Here is a 17,102-nt window from a genome sequence, read left to right as displayed (position 1 = left end):
GGGGCCGTCACTAGCAGGGATCCGGTTGCCGCCTTCCTTACAGTCCGTCGTGATCGGCCGACGCGGTGCAGTTCTTGCGGCTGCCGAGTGCGTCGGCGACCGCGCGGACGCACGCCTGGGTGTCGTCGTAGTAGTCGTTGACCGGCGTCTGCGGGTAGCCGGGCGACTCGTATACCGGCTGCATGCCGTCGGGCGTGACCAGCCGGGCCCGCCAGCCACGGTGAAGGCGGACGGCGTGTTCGATGTTGTTCAGGTGGTCGATACGTACGTACAGCGCCGTGTCCGGCGTGTAGCTGTCGTAGTGGCCGGCCAGGACGCACACCGGCCGCTTCAGCTTCTGCGACACGCTCGTCTGCTGGGGAACCCGCGCCTCGGAGAGCAGGTGCCGAAGGAGCCGGTCGGCCCGGCAGTCGCACACCGAGGGAGCACAGCGCTGGACGTCCACCCATGCGCCCAGGTCCCGAAGCGAACGGCTGATCTCGGCCATCTCGTGCTGCCCCCTCTCCATGAGAGCGTCGGCCGGGCCGTCCTCCATGTGGAGCATGGCCTCGGTCGCCTGGCTCTCCCGCAGCAGTGCCTGGATGCGGAGGCGGAGCCGCGCGAAGCAGTCGGGTACGCGTCCGACGGCGAGATCGCCGAGCGGACCGGCCTTGTCGAAGCCGAGAGCGGCGGCCGCGGCCTGTTCCTGGGTGGCGATGGGCAAGGGGATCTCCGTGAGGATGCGTCGTCGTGCCGGCCGGTGGCCGGTTCGTGTGGAAGCGGTTGGGCGGGACGCGCGGGCAGGCGCCCTGCCCGGTCGCGGGGAGGATCAGGAGTGGCGCAGGGCCGTGATGAGGGCACCGCTCAGGGCCGTGGGGATGTCCGCGACGCTGCGGATGGACAGCCGCTGCGCTCCGGGCAGGACTTCCGATCGCGGATCGAGGCAGAACCACAGCACATGCACTCCGGCGGTCACCAGCCTCTTGACCAGCCGCTCGCCGCCGCGCCGCTCGGCAGGCTCCCAGTGGCCGTCGGAGACGATCACCAGGACACGTGCTCCGACAGGGCGCGCCAGCCCCAGGGCGCCGTCCAGGGCATTGACCGCCTCCGTGAACCGGTGCGAGGCGTCGTCAGCCGTGAACGTGCTGACCTGGGTGGGCGGCCGCCCGGGGGAGACGACCGGGGTGACCGCCGAGCCGAAGGCCACCGTGGCAGCAGTCCCGGAGATCTCCTGCGTTCCGTGGGCGAATGTCCACGCGGTCGAGGCGAGGACCGACGTGTATGCCTTCATCGACCCGGAGACGTCCACGGCCACTCCCACGGCAACCGGCGGCTCCTCGCTGTGCTGGCGCACCGTGGCCCGGAAGGGGCGAGCCGTCACGGGGAGGCCCATGGAACGCTGGGCGGCGCCGAGCATCGCATCGCGGCCGGACAGGCGCCCCGGAGGCGCGAACGAGGGGACACGGGTCCGGGTGGGATCGCGGAACTGCGCCTTGAGCAGCGCGGCACCCAACCGCCGCGCCGCGACCCGTTCCTGCGGCGTCGGATGCCGGTGCCCGGAAACGGGGTTCCGTGCCCGCGCCCGCGCGGAGGACGGTGCTGGCGCGAACACGCGGCGCGCGGAAGCCTCGGCGGCACTGCGCGCGGACTCCTCCGCACGGGCGCGGCTGTTCCGGAGAGCAGCCTCCTCCTCGTTGCGGCGAGTCTCCTCCGGATCGATCAGCGCGCCCGTGGAGATCTGCGCCGCGATCGAGACGGCAGCGGTGACCGACGAGACCGCCACGCCGAGCGGATCGGCGTCCGCTCCGCCGGGCGCTGAAGCGCCCTCACCGGCGGGTTCCGGAGTTCCGGCGGCGCAGCCGACTCCCGGAAAGTCGTCGTCCTCCTGCGCTCCCACGAGCTCGACCCACCGACGTGCTACATCCAGCAGGCCGTCCTGGTCGCCGTCGGCCAGCGCCAGAACCTCCAGCCACAGCTTCCGTGCCTTGGCCAGGTCCAGAGCGCCGAGAACGGCCTTGACGGCCACGCGTACCGGCTCCGCGTCAGCGGGCGTCAGGACCCCCGCATCGACGCGGCCCAGAACGAGAGCGGCGGCGGCTGCGGCACGCCAGCGCTGGGCGACCGCCGAGGGGGCGCTCTGCGGGGGCAGGACGATGTTCCGGGCGCAGGCCCGGAGGAATACCCGGTCTCCTGGGCGTTCCTGGAGGTGGCGTGCCTCGATGCGCGGCTCCTCCAGCAGGACGGCCGCCTTGATCACGGCGGGTCCGGCGGCTGAGCGCCAGGCGTTCCACCGGGTGCTCCGGGCGTGGGCGGCCTCGTGGGCGGACATGCCGATGATGACGGGATGGCGCAGCCGCCCGGAGACGGTGAGCGGGTCGACGTCGTCGGGGTGGGTGTCCTGGTCCAGTGCGACGGCTCCGTTGACGGTGACGGCGATGAGCTCTGAGTCGAACCAGGCGGCGTCGGCGCTGTCGGAGCGGTCCCACACCATGTCGAGGAGCACGTCGGTGCGATCCGCGAGGGAGTTGATGATGGTGGCCAGACGGCGCCCGAGGGCGTCCCGGGCCTCGGCCAGATCGGCGTCCGCCAACTCGTCGCGGCTGTCGTCCGCGGTCGTCGTGGAGTTCATCGGCGCACCATGCGGACCCGCGCGCCCAGTGCCAGCGGCTTGGCCTCCTTGAGCGAGGTCTTCTTCAGAGCGGCCGAGAACTCATGCCGGTCCTGGGGCGGGCACTTGCGCATCAGGTTGGCCACGGCGAACGGCTCCCCGTAGCGGGCGGCGGATTCCGCGAAGGCGAGCGCGTCACGCAGCTGGGGAATCCATCCGTCGTAGGTCGGGGTCGGCAGAAGCCGGCGGGTCTCCAGGTTCTGGGCGAGCGTGATGAGTCCCATCGGCACACCGAGGTCGGCGGCCAGGTCCCAGTCGGTGGTCACCTCGACGTGGTGGTGGAAGCGGCTGAGGAGGGCCTCGCTGAGGCGCGCGCCGGGCGCGTCCGGGTTGCAGGCGCCGATCAGGGCCCAGCCGGAGCCAACCTTGAGCGGCGGCAGCAACGGGTTCATCGGGATGTGGAGCTCGCCACGTCCGTCCATCAGCGGGTACAGCACGGTCAGCACCCCGGGGCTGATCACGGCGATCTCGTCGACGAGGAGGGGAACGTCGTGCAGGACGCTGCGCATCAGCGGGCCGGGCGCCCACTCGAAGGCCTTGCTGACCGGGTCCTGGACCCAGGTGCCGACGAAGTCGCCCACCTCGGTGTCGGCGGTGCCCACGATGGTCTCCAGGCCGGTGTGCCGGGCCGTGGCGTCCGAGACGAAGGCCGCCTCGCACAGCGCCGTCTTGCCGGTGCCCGGGGGGCCGGTGAGCAGGACGTGCTCGCCGTGCGCACGGGCGTCGCGGAGGAAGGCGAGATCTTCGAGATCGTCCAGGAGGCGCGGGTGGTAGGACTGCCCGTTCGGGCGGGTCTGCATACCGAGCGGGGTGAGGCGGGCGGAGGCGGGTCCCGGGGCGCTGCGCGCTGACGTGGAGGGCTGCGGGCGGGGCGCCGCGAGCTTGGCCAGTTCCTCGTTCAGGTGGTCGTTCATCTGCTCGGCAGGGGTGCTCAAGGGTCTCCCGATCTTGGAAGTCGGAGTGGTCAGAGAGTCTGCGGAATGCGCGAGGCGGTGGGTTCCTCGGTGCTCTGGCGAGCGGCGGCCTGGCCGAAGTAGGCGCCGATGGTGTGGGCGTTGGCCCTCAGGACGCCGGGTTCCGAGAGGGCGGTGGGGACTTCGAAGGAGGTGAAGCGGCGGCTGAGGGAGTAGCGCTTCTGCTTGTCCCGGGTCTTGCTGATCGCGGCGCGGATGACGGTCTTCGGGTCGTCGTCGGCGGTCAGGAGACCGATGCTGCCGTTCTTGCCGCTGGCGCCGTGGATGCCGATAACGGCAGGTGAGGGCGTGAGGGTGACGAGGAGGCGGTAGAACTTGTCGCTGTTGCCGTCGAAGCAGTGGAGCTCCCAGCCGAACCACTGGACGTTGTCTGGCGCAGGCAATGGGAACCCTCTCAGTAGGTACAGTTTTACGCGTCAGGCGTGCCGGGTGGCACCCCTGGGTGAAGGTGGTGGGCATTCGCGGCGGTCCGAGCTGGCCGCGGCGCAGTCACTAATTTACCTCCGAAGCCGCTTGGAGTCAAGTTATACGCGCCATGTGTGGGAGCTGTGTTCCGCCTGCGTCATGGGCCTGTCGGGGGGCGTGCTGGCGTTCTTCCCGGCCCCGTACACTCACAAGCCGTTTCCATCACAGGGGGAGTGAACAGGCCATGACCGAGCAGACGGCCGCCGGCGCGACGGCGCTGAGTGACGCCCCGATCTACGCAGACCTCGTTCAGGAACGCGGCGATGTCCTGGCAGCTGTTCGCCGTACGGCGGAACAGACCCACCGAACCGCGGACCGGGCACTCAACTTCGGATTCCCGCACACCAAGGCTGCCTGACCCGGCCTTGTGGCCGGCCCCTCAGGCAGATGCCGGCACCGACTGCGGGGGCCGTGCCAACGGCCAGGCTCTGCCGGCAGGCCTAGGATTTGCGCATGACCGCCGCCGTGACCGGATGCCCTGATCCCGACCCGCGCGTACGCCTGACTCGGCTCGCCGACCGGGCCGAGCTGCTGGTCGACGTCGAGGAGAAGACCGAGGAGGTAGCGCACCGCCTTGAGGGAGTGCTGTACCCGGGGCCCGGGCCCGAGGTCGTCGCCGCTCGGGAAGCGGCTCGCGGGCTGACGCGCCTGGCCGCTCTGCACGCTGACGATGAACTGACCGACCCCGACGCCCTGGCCGAGCTCGAGGAGTCGCTGACGACGGCGACGACGGTAGTGCAAGCGATCGAGACGATGAGCGAGCTGGCTGACGCGCGAGCAGCCGGCGATGCCCGCGCGGACGCCGCTTCGGGCCCGGGCGTCCTCCCCACCTGATAGCCGAGTCGGGGCCGGAGCCGGGGCAGGCGATCTACGTCGTCAGCTCCGCATCGGGGCTCCCGGCGTTCGGCGAGCACTGCGGGGAGGTACCGGAGAGACAGATGGTCTCGATCAGAAGCATCTGCCCAGACGCCTTCTCGTCCCATTCGCATCGGCGTTCCTCGCTGACCCGATTCAGATCGCGGCCGACAGGGATGAACGGGGAGCCGGCGCCGCCCGGCCATCGGTTCCCGCTCACGGGGTCGTAGTTCATGTTCCGGTAGCCGACCCAGTGTTCGTGGTGCAGGGCGCACAGCTCCCTCGGCGGCCGTACCGAGTAGCGCTGGTCGGGCGGGAAGAGGTTGTTGGTGCCCATGTGCCTCATGCGGCGCCACTCGGCGCCCTCCCACCGGAACCAGAGGTCCTGGATGCGCTCCGGCACTTTGACGTCCAGGTAGAGGTCGGGCACGTGCGCCCTGGAGGATGCGGACTTCGTCAAGATGCTCCAATACGTGGGTGGTGGGCAGCGGCCCCGCGCTGCCGGGAAGGCAGCAGCAGAGCGACTGGTCAGACGAGGATGAGACGCCCCTCGGGACTGTGCTTCAGGTAAGGGCGGATGATCTCCGGGATGGGCGCGGTGTCGGGCTCACCGCGCGCGGCCGCTCCCCAGCCCCCGGTCGTCTGGAACTCCCGGCCGATGTACTCGGTGTACGCGGGCGGGATCGCCTCGGTGAGCTCCTCGTGCACGTCGGTCCACGTGATGTCCATGGCGGCCTGCATTTCGCGCACGCTGCCCTTGCCGCCGCCCTTCCCGTACGCGGCGATGTACGGGCCGTCACGCCACACGCCGTGCCGCAGTCCGCGGACGTATCCGCGGTGCGGCTGGTGCGGACGCTGATTGGCCGGCCAGTAGTCGATCTCGAAGTAGCGGTGGCGCAGGACACCGAGGCCGAACATCTCTCCGCACAAGGTGAGATCCCGCCTCAGGGAGGACCCTTGGACGTTCTCGATGACGGACGGCACGCCGTACCAGGCGAACAGCTCCCGCGTCTGCGGGATCAGGTCGATGTACTCGCGTCCCTGATTGGTTCCCTTGGTGAGAGTGCAGGAGTGTTGGCAGGGCGGAGAGGCGTGCACCAGGTCGAATTCCTGGACGTGCTCGTGCGCGAACTGCAAGGCGTCCGCCTGGTGGAACTCGAACGGGTAGTTGGGCCTCGGCCGTATGTCGACACCCACGACGTCGAATCCGGCCCGGTGATAACCCATCCCGGCACCACCGGCGCAGCAGAAGAGGTCCAGGACCCGGGGGCGGCGGAGCAGGGGCCCTTCCCTCGGGAACGAGCACGGCTCTCGCCGGCCCGGCACTCGGGCGCGGGCCGGCGAAGAGGTCACGTGCTGGGGGCTGGTCACTGGGACGCCGCGCGTCGACGGCGGTCCGCCTCACGCTGGTGGTCGTCGAACCGCTCGTCGGCGTCCGGCCGCTGCCAGAACTCCTCCACGGCCCCCTGGCGGCTATCGACCAGAGCCTCCATCGCCAAGGGATCCGCGGCCAGGGCGCGAGCGTCCGGGCTCTCGAACCTCGGCCCGTACTCCCTCCACGCGTACCAGAACTCCTCGTTGTTGCACTTGGTGGTGAACGCGACGAGTTCCAGGAAGTCGAAGTCGGACAGGACCAGGGGTTCCTGCTCCTTCACTGCCTCGCCGTACGCGGGCGGGTCGAGGTGACGGAGAGCCCCGCTGATGGCGTTCAGCAGGTCGGAGTTGATGAACAGCTCTTCGGAGAAGACGCTGAGCACGGCGGCCGGAGGCATCTCGTCCACCTGATCGAGGAGCTGATGCTCATCCTCGCTCGTGGCATTCCGGCGCGCCTCGTCGACCAGCGCGAAGTACAGGGTGCGGGCCAGAAGTTCGGGATTCACAGTCAAGAGGGAGAGGTCCCATCGGTATGCACCCGGGGTGCGGGCGGCGGATATCGGGGAGGGAGTCGCAAACCGCGACGACACCCACTAATTTACTCGTTGCCTTCTATTGCGTCAAGTTTTACGCGTCACTCTGTGCAAGAGGGGCCCGGCGTTCCTCATTCCCGGCGGCCGCCGGACCCGCACCCGGCGTGGCGGAGGCCGAAGCCCCGACCGAGTCAGCGCCGTACGCGCAGCGTCTGACCGCCCGGCCCGTACTCCACCCACCCCTCCGCCCCCGACTCCAGCGAACGACACCACAGCCGGCGCATGGAACGCCCGAAGCGGTCGGCGAACTCCGCCGGCTCGCCCAGCACCACCGCACGGCGCCCGTCCCCGTAGCCACGCACCACGACGTCGCCGACCGCGAGGTCCTCGAACGGCACGAACTCGGTGTCTGCCAGCTCCTGATCACAGTGAGCGTCCTCGGCCGCGCGAGCCGCAGCCTCGGCCGCGCGCTCGGCAGGGCTCTTGTACGGCGCAAGCACGATCGCGGTGCTCTCACGCCGCAGCACCAGGCCCTCCTCCTCCCAGGCGTGGGAAGCGCCTCCGGTCAACTCGGAAGCAACGAGCTCCACAGCGGCACTGCGCCCGATCGGCGCTCCCTCCGCGGGAGGCGCGCCCAGGCGCTCCCACTGGCCGAACGCCGCCGGTACCAACTCCTGCGCGAGCACCAGGGCGCGAGCGGACTCGATCTCCTGTGTGCAGCGGAGCTCGGCGAAGCTTTCACGGGGAGCGCGCTGGCGGCACTCGCGGCACTCGTACAGCCTGGTCGTGGTCGTGGTCGTGGTCGTGGTCGTGGTCGAGCTCGGCCCGGCCGCCCCGACGATGGTGGATCCGGCCGCCCGTACGGCGTGTGCCCCTGCCCGCAGAACTTCGACGGGTCGCTCGGCGGCGCGCAGATTGCGTGCCGCGGAACCATGGGGGGAGTGCGTCTGCATGAGGGAGGCCTCCCGTTGTCGCGATAGAAGGAACCGTGTCCTGTCGAAGTCAGGGCCGGTCGAATCGGGCGCTCAGCAGCTTGAGCGCGGCCTTGCGCTGTGCCGAGGTGTAGTCGTTCTCGTATGCGAGTTCAGCGGCTGAGGGCGTCACCCAGAGCGGGCCGACGACGGCGGCGATCTCGCGGGCGGCGGCCAGCCAGTGGAAGTCGGCGTCCTCGGGCATCTCGAAGATCGGCAGGCTGGGACTCGGCGGATACGGATCGCCGTTCAGATCGCCGGGTGCCGCAGCGAGTTCTTCTGCGCGGGGGCGAAGAGCCTCGGCCGGGCAGGTGCCGGTCAGCCGCTCCGAGGGCAGCTCGACTCCGAGGGACGTGTACAGCTCGACTTCCTCCGGAGTGGCCCGCCGTCGCAGGTGCGCCTCGGCGCAAGTGCGGTCGTCGGGAGCGCGGTGGACCAGAAGGCCGCCCCGCCACTCCATGCCGTTGCCCAGGACGATCAGGGCCTGGTGGAGCGCCTGGGTGCGATTGCGGAAGAGGCAGGGGTACGCACGGATCTTTTCGGCCAGGAGGGCGTCTACCGGGCTCATCGTTTCCACTCTTCTAGGCAGTAGGGCGAGGGTCTGGACCCCTCGCCGTCGCTCACTAATTTACTCGACACAGACCTCTTGGTCAAGTTTTACGCGCCGTTGATGAGGTGCCCGCACACATGGGTGCACGGCGTCGATCCGCTTCCCGAAGGCCGAGTGGCAGATTACTCAGATGGACTGGGCCGCGCCGTGGACCGGCAGGAGTGCCTCGGAGGCCGGGCGCTCTGACGGACTCGTCGGCTCTAGCGTCACGATCCGTGGGGCAAGTCGATGAGCCACCTGGTGAATCCGGCGCTCGAACGCCCATTCCTCCACGGTCAGCGCCGGCTCGTCGCCGACCGCTTCCGGCGGCACCGGAACCTCGAAGCGACTGCAACTCGCGCACCCCGGGACAGGGCCCGGGTTCGCCTCGTGTGCGTCGATCTGGTGCTCGCACCAGTTGACCAGGGCCACCAGCACCGACGCGTAGGTGGTGCGCGCCTCTCCGGACACCTTCAGCGCGACCTCGTGGCGGCTCCTGGCCCGCGCGAAGGCCATCTGGACCACCAGGCCCATCGCGCAACACGGGGCCATCACCTCGGACTGGTACATGAACACCTACCGAGCGTACGGAGCGCACCCCGGCAGTGTCCGTGCCTCCGCAAACTCTTCAGCGTCAGCCGGAGCGACGACCGATGCCCCCGCCAGTCTCCTGGCGTGCCACGGCGCTCCGCACCCGGCGGTAGCGGGAGATCAGCCCGGACAGCTCATCGTCGAACCCCTCAGCTTCCTGCAGCGCGGCTTCAGGCAGTACGTCCTCGGGACCGAAGCCTGGTGCCGGCTGCCCATCAAGGTGCCCGACCAGCATCGTCAGGTGCTCCAGAAGCATCGCCTGCCGGGCCTGACCAGCGTTCAAGGACTGCCACCAGACGAAACGGGCGTGAGCACCGTCCGGGTGCTGCGGGAGCGTGCCGCGCAAACCCTCGGCGCGATCACTCAACTTGTTCCGGACCAGAAGAAGGAGCGGACCCTGCAGGCTGCTGAGCAGCGGGTCCGGCGCGGTCGCGGTCATGGTGACGGCCATGGCACCCACTGTGCCAGCGCCCACTGACACCCCCCGGAAGGTCACGTGACAGGAGCGCGTGTCGCAGGAGCATCCCCGCGGGAATCGCTGGCCTCTGTCCACAGGGCTATCGCCCGAGCATCCCTGTACGGCTCAGCGCCGTACCGGCGCGCCTGCTCGTCCTACGAGGCGGGGGTGCAACCAACTGGGAGGTTCGAATGGGCAGGTTCAAGGCGAAGAGGCAGCGGCAGCAGAGCGGCCGCTTCAACATCGATGGCCATGTCGTGAACGAAGCGGCGATGCACAGTGAGTTCGCTGCGATTGCCGGCACGGTCGATGATCACGGACGAGTGGCGTTCTGGAACGACCCTGCGCTGCAGCTCGGCGAGATCGCCTCTGGGGTGGACCCGGTCACCGGCCAGGTGACCGCCGAGCGCGGCGCCAGCGGGCAACTGCCGGTCGCCCTCTTCGAGCCCGCCCGCGCCCTGATGACGAGGATGCCCGGCCAGCCCCCGCGCGAACAGCAAGCCGACCAGGCCATCGCCCTTGGCTTGTCCAGGTTCGGGCGAGGATTCGCACAGCTCGGACCGGCCGACGGCTGGCAGCTGCACCGCCTCGTCGACGACCGGCTCGAACTGCGCACGCCCGACGGCGGCGTGTACTCACGGATAGCAGTCCCCTTCGACCCGGCCTGGATCTCCGCTGTCGTGTCCACCGGGTTCGCTCTGTGCCTGTACGGCATTCAGCTCGGCGTGCGCACCCCGCCGGGTGTGCCCGACGACGAGTACACCGACCGGGCGCGGCTCGATGAGTTCCGCCGAGGCCGCGCGCTGGGCTTCACCGCGGCCGGCCTCGTGCCGTACGTCAACAACCGCGGGTGAACTCACGCGGACGGGAACGTCGCAGAACCCGTCAATGAAGTTGCCCAGCCGATGCAGCCGATGCCCCCCGCAGGCTGCTTCGCACGCCTGGCGGCGCCCGCGTCCGCGCGGGCGCTCCTGCGTGCAGGCAGGCCCCGGAGGACCCCCTGGGCGAAGAAGCGGCGTCGAGATGGGCGCGTATAACTTGACGCAGAGGGTCAAGGTGGGCTAACTTTTACGTGTAGGCCGAGAGTGTCCGCGGGTCGCTGGAGGCCCCTTCGGCGGCGAAGGCGCGAGGGCACGAGAACCACCCCCGCCACCGGCAACGGTGAACGGACACGACCCACCAGGCCTGCCACATCCATCTCTTCCCCGCGCCGGCAGACCGGCGCCGTCACGACGAGGGACTCCTCATGGCTCAGTACAGCGTGCCGCTGACAACGGCAGCGAACACCGCGGTCATCGTCGAGACCGACGAGACCGACCCCGACAAGATCGCAGCCCTTGCCGTCGAAGTGGCGGAGGCAGAACGGGAACTGTGCCGTCAGTGCGGCGACGAGGTCGACCTCGGCGATGACTGGCGGCCGGTCCTCATCGACAGCACTCCGACGATGACCAAGCTCACGTAGAGGCGAGGCCAGCTTGAGGAGCCGCCAGAGGGCCGTCGACGAGGACACCACAACCATGCTCCCGAGGAGCTCCGAAGCACTGCAGCTCACGGTGGCCGGCCTCCCAGCCATCTCCGTCACCACACAGGTCCTCCAGCACGGACAGACTCGGTACATCGTGAGCGGCCGCAGACTGCGCGGCACGTTCGTCGTGGTGCCCGTCTTTCCCCTCGATGCTCCCCTCGGCAGCCACATGATTCGTGTCCACCTCGGCGACGGCCCCGACCAGGTCCGACCGTTCACCCCCCGCCCCGACGAGCCAGTAGTCAACGGCGTCCGCATCCACGGCGCCAGCGAGCTCTTCGACCCCGACCGGCCACCTGCCCACGTCTTGGCCTCCCGCATATCCGTGCTCCTGAGCGACTTCGCCACCCGCCGCATTCCCGACGGTGCGCGCACGGTGCTCGAGGCCGTGATCCCGGCCATCGTCCGCCACTGGAGCAAGCGTCCCGACCGAAACGCCCTCGTACGAGCAGCGAGGGCACGTGACGCCGAGAGCCACATCGCCCATGAGACCCGTGCGATCGAGAAGCTGGAGGGGAAGCTCGCCGCCGCACGCATCGAGCGCACCGACAAGCGCCGACGCAGCGCGCAGATCAACGGTCTCATCCGGCGCCACCAGCCCCCGGTGCGGCCTGTGCTGGGCGAGCCCGTGCAGCTGCCGATGACCGCGAGCGACGGAAGGGGACTCGGTCTGCTCACCGTGCGCGAGGTAGAGGTCAACACCCACCCCGGGCGCGTCGTCTACGCCGTGAACGGACCGCGAGTCCGTGGGCTCTTCACGGTCGGCCCCGACCGGTACGGCAGCCAGGTCATTCCCCAGGGCCTGTACGTTTCGTACGGGCGCTCCACCACCAGCGACCCCTACCGCCGACACCGAGAGGGAATGCCGCAGATCAACGGGGTCACCGTGCACGGTGGCTGGAACCATGCCGGCACCACCGTGATCACTCCGACGGAGCCGCCACGCCTTCCGGCCCGAGTGCCCGTCGCGCGAGACCAGTTCGCCTCGGCACCATCAGCCACAACGGAGCGGGCCTCCGCCGTGCTCCGCGCCGTTGCCCTGTACTACTTGGACCGGCCCGACCTCGATGCCCTGCGCATCGCAGTCGGCAAGCAGACGGCCGCCGCGCGACGCCAGACCGTACGCGACGACCTGGCGAAACTCCGCGGCGTCGAAGCCGCCCTCCAGAGCTCGCTGTCCAGCCACCTCAAGCGCCTCCACTACTTCGCCAGCTCGGTCCCTCCAGTCCCTCCGGCTCATCGCGCCGAAACGCCCCACGCCGGCTGAGCCACGAACGGGCTCGTCGCCCCCGCGCGCCGAGGAGAGGACCTCACGGACGTCTCCCGCCCGCCACCCGCCCCACGACCACCTCCGTGCCCGACCGCGAGTCTGGACACCGGGGGCGCCGGGTTCGCAGAAGTCGCCTGACACCTCGACGAAGGGCCCTCCACGCACTCGGCAGCCCCGCTCGCCCGATGCGGCGTTCGGGCGACACTCACGACCGCGACCCCGACGCCCGCCCTACCACGGGCCGGGGTTTCACCGGAGCCGGTTGCCCGGCACGGGACCCGCACGCTACGGTCAGTGCGGCGTTTGTGACCGCCTGAATCCGATGCTGTAGGCCCCCACGTGGCCAGCGGCGCCGGCGGACAAGGTTCTGTCGAATCTCACTGTGACCACCTGCGCTTGGACTCCGAAGTGCGGGACGTGGGACCGCACGGGATGACGAGCACCCATGACCCGAAACCGTAAGAAGAAGCTGGCCGTGCGCGCCGAGGCAGGCGAAGGCAGCCACGCCCGCGCTGCCCGGATCCACGCGTCCGAGCCCAGGGACATCTTGACGGCCGATATCCAGCAAGGACTGGTCCGGTCCTTCGGGGCCGCTGGTTGGCCGGTGGAGCATGACGGTTTCCCCGAAGGCGGTGTCTGGACCGGCTGGCTCGGCCCGGTGCAGTCCCTGCTCTCCCGCCCAGGAGCAGCGGACAGCGAAGCGGATCCCGACGACGCGGACCAGTACGACCTCACGGTCGTGCCTGAGCTGTGCTTCATCTCCCCCAAGATCCCCACCTCGCGGGAAGCGATGGTCCTCGAGCTCCCCGGCACCACCCCTGGCGCCGACCTGGTCCGCCAGGTGAGCGAGCAGCTCGCGCTGGCCCGCGCTGCCGAGGTCTCCAAGCTGATCAACAGCGCGACGTGCGCACTGTGTGGTGACAGCTACCCCTCGGCCCACCTGCTTCCGCCGACCGAGTCCGACCGCCTCCTGGTCTGTCCCTTCTGCGTCTTCGACGGCGACATCCTCGGCGGCCACCCCCTGCGCCTGGCCTACGCCATCGACGCGATGACCGACAACGACCTCGCCGCGCCCGCCGGCTGGTCGGCGGTGACGGCCCTCCTGGCCTGCGCGGGGGGCCCGGCACTCGAAGAGCGCCTCAAGGGCGCAGGCGGCTTCCGCTGGCCGCTACCGCACTGGTCCGACCCGGATCAGGTGTGGGTGTGGCTTCCCCCCGGCGACCTGCCTCCGGCGCTTGAGGGCCTCGCGCCCGGCACCAGCTTGGCCACGCTCGTAGCAGCCGTGGAACGGGCCCATCCCGACCTGCGCGACCACTACCGCACGGAGTTGGCCGCCAGCCTGGAGCTGGACGAGGACGAGGGGGAAGAGGAAGGGGCCACCAGGGGCCACCGGGATTACCTGGTGGAGCAGTTGTGGCCGGCGGCGATCTGCTATGCCGTCACCGCAGCCACCCAGGAACGCGAGCGCCCCGCGGGCCGCTCGCCGTGGAACCTCCTGGAAGACGGCTTCGAAGAGGGCACCCTGGCCGACCACTTCGACCAGGTGGGCAGCACCCTGGACGCCGACGCCCTGGGCCCGGTGTTCACCCTGTCGATCGGTGTACCGGTCATCGCCAGGGCGCTCGGCTGGAACCCCACTCCGTGAACACGCACCACCGGACGAGGAGAGCCGCCGTGGCCACCGACGACGACCAGGCCCCTCGCAGGGCCCCCGGAGAGAACGACGACTCGTTCACCGGCGGACTCCTCGGCATCTTGAAGGAGGTGGCGACCAAGTACGCGCGCGAGGACCAGGGCCCTGCCCTGGCTCCGCTCGGCGGCATCGGCCGGTTCGAGGGAGAGGTCTTCGTCGACCTGGCCGAGACCCGGTTCGGCCGGCCGCTGCGGGTGACCCGCGACCTTCTCAAACGCGGCGACTCCTGGGGGCTGCAGGTACGGGACGTCGAACGCCTCGCACAGGTCAGCACGATCGACGCCGAGCACTACCTCAAGCAGATGGTGCGCGCGGGATACCTCACCTCTCCCGGCAGGCGCGACGCCTGCTACGAGTGCGGGGACCTCGAGTGCTATCACCGGGACGACCGGCGCTGGGAACTGACGCCGAAGGGACGCAGCCTCGGACACGCCTCCGGACGACGACCATCCACCCGAAAGCGCGCGGACGCCCTCGTGGCCAAGGTCGTCAAGGCCGCGGCCGCCATCAATGCCGACCCCGACGCCCACCTCTGGTGGGTCAAGGAGATCCGAACAGCAGGCGACTACGCGGACCCGCAGCGAGACCCCCTCCTCCACGTGGATCTCGCAGTCGTCCTGTGCCCCCGGCTCGATGACCCGGCCGAGCAGCACAAGGCCGAACTGCGCCTGCGTGACGCGGCTGACGACCGTCGCGAACGCGATCGCGCCTGGGACCTCCGGGGTTACGGGCACTTCCAGACCCGCATGGCGCTCGCCGGCCGCAGCAAAGTCCTGCGGCTCTTCCAGTCGCACGGCGGCGCCCAAGGCACCGTGCTGTTCAGCGAGAAGCGAGACCTGACCCGCGCAGCCCCGCCCACCGGCCCGTACGAGGAGCCGACGGATCCGGAGCCGCTGGAACACTGCTCCTGGTGTCAGCGCGCCGAGCCGAGCGAGCGCGTCGCCCCGCGGGGGGAAGCAGCCAGCCAGTCCCGCATCGGCCTGTGCCGGCTGTGCTCGCAGCTGGGGCGCAGCGACAACGAATCGTTCGGCTGGTACCAGCCGCTGCGCTGGACGCTCCGGGAGACCAGGGCCGCACTCGCGCAGCAGCCTCACCATTCGTCCGGCTGCTCACTCTGCGGTCGGCCCGCCGGGGAAGCCCGACAGTGGTGGCCCGAGCGCGAGGACAGCGCGAAGTCCGATCCGCTGAGCCTGCGCCTGTGTTCCGTGTGTCCCGGGCTCCTGGAGCTGGCCGACCGGCCCGACCGGGAGCGCGGGTGGCACTGGCGTTACCAGGACGCCTGCGTAAGCGGCATGCACCAGGTGATGCGCGGGGCCGTCAACCTGCCCCCGCTTCCTGCTGAGCCGCGGTCCCGCAAGCGGCCGCGGCTGACCGATCTCCATCACGAGCTGCTCGGGCAGGTCCGACGCCGGGGCGCGCTGTCGGCGCTGGACATGGCACGGGACGCCTCCAGCCTCGACCATCAGAACTCCCAGTGGTGGACCGTGCGCATCGTCCACCTTCTGGGCAACGGCCTGGTCACACCACTGGGGGCTAAGGACGTCGTCGACCTGCACAGCGGAACCCCGGTGCGCGCGACCAGCGAGGAAGAACGAGAGCTGCGGGAGCAGATGCACACCGTCTTCACACCTGGCCCGATCTGGGACGGCGACGCGGTCCGCGAACCCGAACCGCCCCCGGCGTGGCAGGCCCTGCACGACCGCCACCAGACGCTGGCCGAGAACCTCGACCGGGAGGCCTCCACCCTCCGGGACGCCGGTGCCACAGAATCAGGTGCCGAACGGTGACCGGTCAACTCGCTGACCCTGCTTCGCCCTCAGGCCAGGGGACCTCCCGTGCGGGTTCTGCCGGCTGGCGACGGGCCGTGAGCGACGACGCCCCCCGGAGCGCTCCAGATCTCCCCGTCCAGACCGGATGACAGGATGTCCGTACGGCGAATTAGGGTGTGCTCATGTCACGCACACGAGCTACCGCCGCCGTCGCTGTCGTCCTGGGCCTGGGCATCGCCACGCTTTCCGCCTGCTCGTCCGACACCTCGCAGGACGCGGCAGCGAAGCCGATAACAAAGGCGCTCGATCAGGGTGAGATCACGCAGGCCCTCCCGGGCGCGGGCGAAGTACTCTCGGGCTGGGAGCCGTACAAGGGCAAGCGCGTGGCCTCGGACGGCACGGTCTGCGCCGGGTCGCAAAGCAAGTCCTCACCCACGGGGTGGGTACGCGCCGGCAGCGCATGGTTCACCTACGAGGGCTCGACCAACAACATGATGGACGTCGACATCTGCCTCTACGACACGCCAGAGAACTCCAAGGCCGCCTACGCGGCTTGGAAGGGCGCAGAGTCGTCGAAGGAAAAGGCTCCCGAAGAGCCGGTCGGTGAGGACTCCGCCTTCGTCGTGAACCCCGGAAAGAGCGAGGACACGATCTACGCGTTCAGCCGCTCGGGCAACGTCAACCTCCGGGTGAAGATCGAAGGCGCGGGGGCGGACACCACAGGCGTCCACGATGTACTGGCCGCGACCCTCAAGCGGTTGCAGCAGGTGCAGGACGGCGACCGCGCCACAGCCACGGCTGCTGATCAGGCTAAGAAGTAGCCGTCCGCCCAGGTCGCGAGACCTGGGCGGACGCCGAGAACGCGTCGCTCGCCGCTGCCGTGGTGCTCGGCGCTCTTATGGCGTGTGGTGGGCTGGCTGTTCCGCGGCGTCCCCTCGGGGCTCTCCGCGCCAGCCGCGCCCGCCCGTCTATCCGAGAGGGTTTCCGGCTGGCTGCGGCAGCCCGATGCGAGTTGGGGGCATCCTCAATGCGTGGCGCGTAAAACTTGACGCAACCAGTATGGTTGTGTATAGTTAGAAACGTCAAAGGGGGTCGATCGGTCCTCTTCGGCGCTGGACGGTACGGAGCGGCCGATTCGTTCCGTCCGGCAGGTCCGTAGCTCAGTCCGGTAGAGCGGCCCCCACGCCGGGGGAGGGTCAGGGGTTCAAGTCCCCTCGGATCGCTATGTGTTGGTACGCGCCCCTCCAGAGGCGACGTCCCCGTTGAGAGGGCGCGCACCAGCACACCAGAACGAACCTGCCCGGTTGATCCCCGGCGCGGGTTGAAGGAGGGAAAGCGCGCCCTCTGGGACTCGTGGTGTCAGCAGCACGCCCCCGTGTGGGGGAGGAG

19 protein-coding genes and 1 tRNA gene are annotated in these 17,102 nt (G+C 69.9%); 9 read left to right on the top strand and 11 right to left on the bottom strand.

Annotated features, from left to right (window positions below; genetic code table 11):
- Window positions 1-37: 37 nt before the first annotated feature.
- The 4 genes from OG435_RS45665 to OG435_RS45650 form a co-directional block, all read right to left on the bottom strand.
- On the bottom strand, window positions 38-703 hold the full coding sequence (locus OG435_RS45665) for a hypothetical protein (protein ID WP_266887264.1): 666 nt from the start codon (window positions 701-703) through the stop codon (window positions 38-40).
- Between the two features lie 105 nt (window positions 704-808).
- Window positions 809-2,608 carry a VWA domain-containing protein gene (locus OG435_RS45660; protein ID WP_266887262.1) on the bottom strand — a complete coding sequence of 600 codons (1,800 nt, stop codon included), beginning with the start codon at window positions 2,606-2,608 and terminating at the stop codon, window positions 809-811.
- On the bottom strand, window positions 2,605-3,582 hold the full coding sequence (locus tag OG435_RS45655; protein WP_266887260.1) for an AAA family ATPase: 978 nt from the start codon (window positions 3,580-3,582) through the stop codon (window positions 2,605-2,607). The genes OG435_RS45660 and OG435_RS45655 overlap by 4 nt, the downstream gene beginning before the upstream one ends.
- A gap of 29 nt (window positions 3,583-3,611) precedes the next feature.
- Entirely contained in the window at window positions 3,612-4,004 is a 393-nt protein-coding gene (locus OG435_RS45650; protein WP_266887258.1) for a hypothetical protein, read from the bottom strand.
- 266 nt (window positions 4,005-4,270) lie between these two features.
- Here OG435_RS45650 and OG435_RS45645 point away from each other — a divergent pair, with 266 nt between their 5' ends.
- Both OG435_RS45645 and OG435_RS45640 read left to right on the top strand, forming a co-directional pair.
- The gene (locus OG435_RS45645) at window positions 4,271-4,444 is read left to right on the top strand and encodes a hypothetical protein (protein WP_266887255.1); all 174 of its coding nucleotides are present in this window, start codon (window positions 4,271-4,273) and stop codon (window positions 4,442-4,444) included.
- 95 nt (window positions 4,445-4,539) lie between these two features.
- Complete coding sequence (locus OG435_RS45640) at window positions 4,540-4,920, top strand: hypothetical protein (protein WP_266887253.1); 381 nt, start codon at window positions 4,540-4,542, stop codon at window positions 4,918-4,920.
- 34 nt (window positions 4,921-4,954) lie between these two features.
- Here the strand turns inward: OG435_RS45640 and OG435_RS45635 are convergent, their stop codons facing one another.
- The 7 genes from OG435_RS45635 to OG435_RS45605 all read right to left on the bottom strand — a co-directional run bounded on the left by OG435_RS45635 (window position 4,955) and on the right by OG435_RS45605 (window position 9,450).
- Complete coding sequence (locus tag OG435_RS45635; protein WP_266887251.1) at window positions 4,955-5,401, bottom strand: hypothetical protein; 447 nt, start codon at window positions 5,399-5,401, stop codon at window positions 4,955-4,957.
- Window positions 5,402-5,469: 68 nt separating this feature from the next.
- Window positions 5,470-6,168, bottom strand: a complete 699-nt coding sequence (locus OG435_RS45630) for a DNA methylase (protein WP_266887249.1) — start codon at window positions 6,166-6,168, stop codon at window positions 5,470-5,472.
- A gap of 140 nt (window positions 6,169-6,308) precedes the next feature.
- Window positions 6,309-6,821, bottom strand: coding sequence for a hypothetical protein (locus OG435_RS45625; RefSeq protein ID WP_266887247.1), 513 nt, complete (start codon window positions 6,819-6,821; stop codon window positions 6,309-6,311).
- A gap of 218 nt (window positions 6,822-7,039) precedes the next feature.
- On the bottom strand, window positions 7,040-7,801 hold the full coding sequence (locus OG435_RS45620) for a hypothetical protein (RefSeq protein ID WP_266887245.1): 762 nt from the start codon (window positions 7,799-7,801) through the stop codon (window positions 7,040-7,042).
- A gap of 49 nt (window positions 7,802-7,850) precedes the next feature.
- A complete protein-coding gene (locus OG435_RS45615; RefSeq protein WP_266887243.1) occupies window positions 7,851-8,387 on the bottom strand; it encodes a hypothetical protein in 537 nt (178 codons plus the stop codon).
- Between the two features lie 168 nt (window positions 8,388-8,555).
- Window positions 8,556-8,978 carry a hypothetical protein gene (locus tag OG435_RS45610; protein ID WP_430625862.1) on the bottom strand — a complete coding sequence of 141 codons (423 nt, stop codon included), beginning with the start codon at window positions 8,976-8,978 and terminating at the stop codon, window positions 8,556-8,558.
- 64 nt (window positions 8,979-9,042) lie between these two features.
- Window positions 9,043-9,450, bottom strand: coding sequence for a hypothetical protein (locus tag OG435_RS45605; RefSeq protein ID WP_266887239.1), 408 nt, complete (start codon window positions 9,448-9,450; stop codon window positions 9,043-9,045).
- A gap of 197 nt (window positions 9,451-9,647) precedes the next feature.
- On the opposite strand from OG435_RS45605, the gene OG435_RS45600 reads away from it, so the two are divergent.
- The 7 genes from OG435_RS45600 to OG435_RS45570 all read left to right on the top strand — a co-directional run bounded on the left by OG435_RS45600 (window position 9,648) and on the right by OG435_RS45570 (window position 16,936).
- Window positions 9,648-10,310, top strand: coding sequence for a hypothetical protein (locus tag OG435_RS45600; protein WP_266887237.1), 663 nt, complete (start codon window positions 9,648-9,650; stop codon window positions 10,308-10,310).
- Between the two features lie 392 nt (window positions 10,311-10,702).
- Entirely contained in the window at window positions 10,703-10,918 is a 216-nt protein-coding gene (locus OG435_RS45595; RefSeq protein WP_266887234.1) for a hypothetical protein, read from the top strand.
- A gap of 55 nt (window positions 10,919-10,973) precedes the next feature.
- Window positions 10,974-12,248, top strand: coding sequence for a hypothetical protein (locus OG435_RS45590; RefSeq protein WP_266887232.1), 1,275 nt, complete (start codon window positions 10,974-10,976; stop codon window positions 12,246-12,248).
- 448 nt (window positions 12,249-12,696) lie between these two features.
- Window positions 12,697-13,896 carry a hypothetical protein gene (locus OG435_RS45585; RefSeq protein ID WP_266887230.1) on the top strand — a complete coding sequence of 400 codons (1,200 nt, stop codon included), beginning with the start codon at window positions 12,697-12,699 and terminating at the stop codon, window positions 13,894-13,896.
- 29 nt (window positions 13,897-13,925) lie between these two features.
- Window positions 13,926-15,731 (top strand): hypothetical protein, encoded by a 1,806-nt coding sequence (locus OG435_RS45580; protein ID WP_266887229.1) that lies wholly within the window; start codon window positions 13,926-13,928, stop codon window positions 15,729-15,731.
- Window positions 15,732-15,895: 164 nt separating this feature from the next.
- Window positions 15,896-16,534 carry a hypothetical protein gene (locus OG435_RS45575; protein ID WP_266887227.1) on the top strand — a complete coding sequence of 213 codons (639 nt, stop codon included), beginning with the start codon at window positions 15,896-15,898 and terminating at the stop codon, window positions 16,532-16,534.
- A 328-nt stretch (window positions 16,535-16,862) separates the two neighbouring features.
- A tRNA-Ala gene (locus tag OG435_RS45570) sits at window positions 16,863-16,936 on the top strand.
- Window positions 16,937-17,102 lie beyond the last annotated feature (166 nt).

The organism is Streptomyces sp. NBC_01264 (genome assembly GCF_026340675.1).
In the GTDB taxonomy this organism is placed as follows: domain Bacteria; phylum Actinomycetota; class Actinomycetes; order Streptomycetales; family Streptomycetaceae; genus Streptomyces.
The sequence above is the reverse complement of the archived record's forward strand: the minus strand, read 5'-3'. Positions and strand labels throughout refer to the sequence as shown.

What these genes read in the sequence shown, in the direction of transcription:
- OG435_RS45585 (WP_266887230.1), top strand. Translation starts at nt 12,697, where the DNA reads ATGACCCGAAACCGTAAGAAGAAGCTGGCCGTGCGCGCCGAGGCAGGC.
- OG435_RS45660 (WP_266887262.1), bottom strand. Translation starts at nt 2,608, where the DNA reads ATGAACTCCACGACGACCGCGGACGACAGCCGCGACGAGTTGGCGGAC.
- OG435_RS45620 (WP_266887245.1), bottom strand. Translation starts at nt 7,801, where the DNA reads ATGCAGACGCACTCCCCCCATGGTTCCGCGGCACGCAATCTGCGCGCC.
- OG435_RS45615 (WP_266887243.1), bottom strand. Translation starts at nt 8,387, where the DNA reads ATGAGCCCGGTAGACGCCCTCCTGGCCGAAAAGATCCGTGCGTACCCC.
- OG435_RS45630 (WP_266887249.1), bottom strand. Translation starts at nt 6,168, where the DNA reads ATGGGTTATCACCGGGCCGGATTCGACGTCGTGGGTGTCGACATACGG.
- OG435_RS45640 (WP_266887253.1), top strand. Translation starts at nt 4,540, where the DNA reads ATGACCGCCGCCGTGACCGGATGCCCTGATCCCGACCCGCGCGTACGC.
- OG435_RS45590 (WP_266887232.1), top strand. Translation starts at nt 10,974, where the DNA reads ATGCTCCCGAGGAGCTCCGAAGCACTGCAGCTCACGGTGGCCGGCCTC.
- OG435_RS45645 (WP_266887255.1), top strand. Translation starts at nt 4,271, where the DNA reads ATGACCGAGCAGACGGCCGCCGGCGCGACGGCGCTGAGTGACGCCCCG.
- OG435_RS45600 (WP_266887237.1), top strand. Translation starts at nt 9,648, where the DNA reads ATGGGCAGGTTCAAGGCGAAGAGGCAGCGGCAGCAGAGCGGCCGCTTC.
- OG435_RS45595 (WP_266887234.1), top strand. Translation starts at nt 10,703, where the DNA reads ATGGCTCAGTACAGCGTGCCGCTGACAACGGCAGCGAACACCGCGGTC.
- OG435_RS45575 (WP_266887227.1), top strand. Translation starts at nt 15,896, where the DNA reads ATGTCACGCACACGAGCTACCGCCGCCGTCGCTGTCGTCCTGGGCCTG.
- OG435_RS45610 (WP_430625862.1), bottom strand. Translation starts at nt 8,978, where the DNA reads ATGTACCAGTCCGAGGTGATGGCCCCGTGTTGCGCGATGGGCCTGGTG.
- OG435_RS45605 (WP_266887239.1), bottom strand. Translation starts at nt 9,450, where the DNA reads ATGGCCGTCACCATGACCGCGACCGCGCCGGACCCGCTGCTCAGCAGC.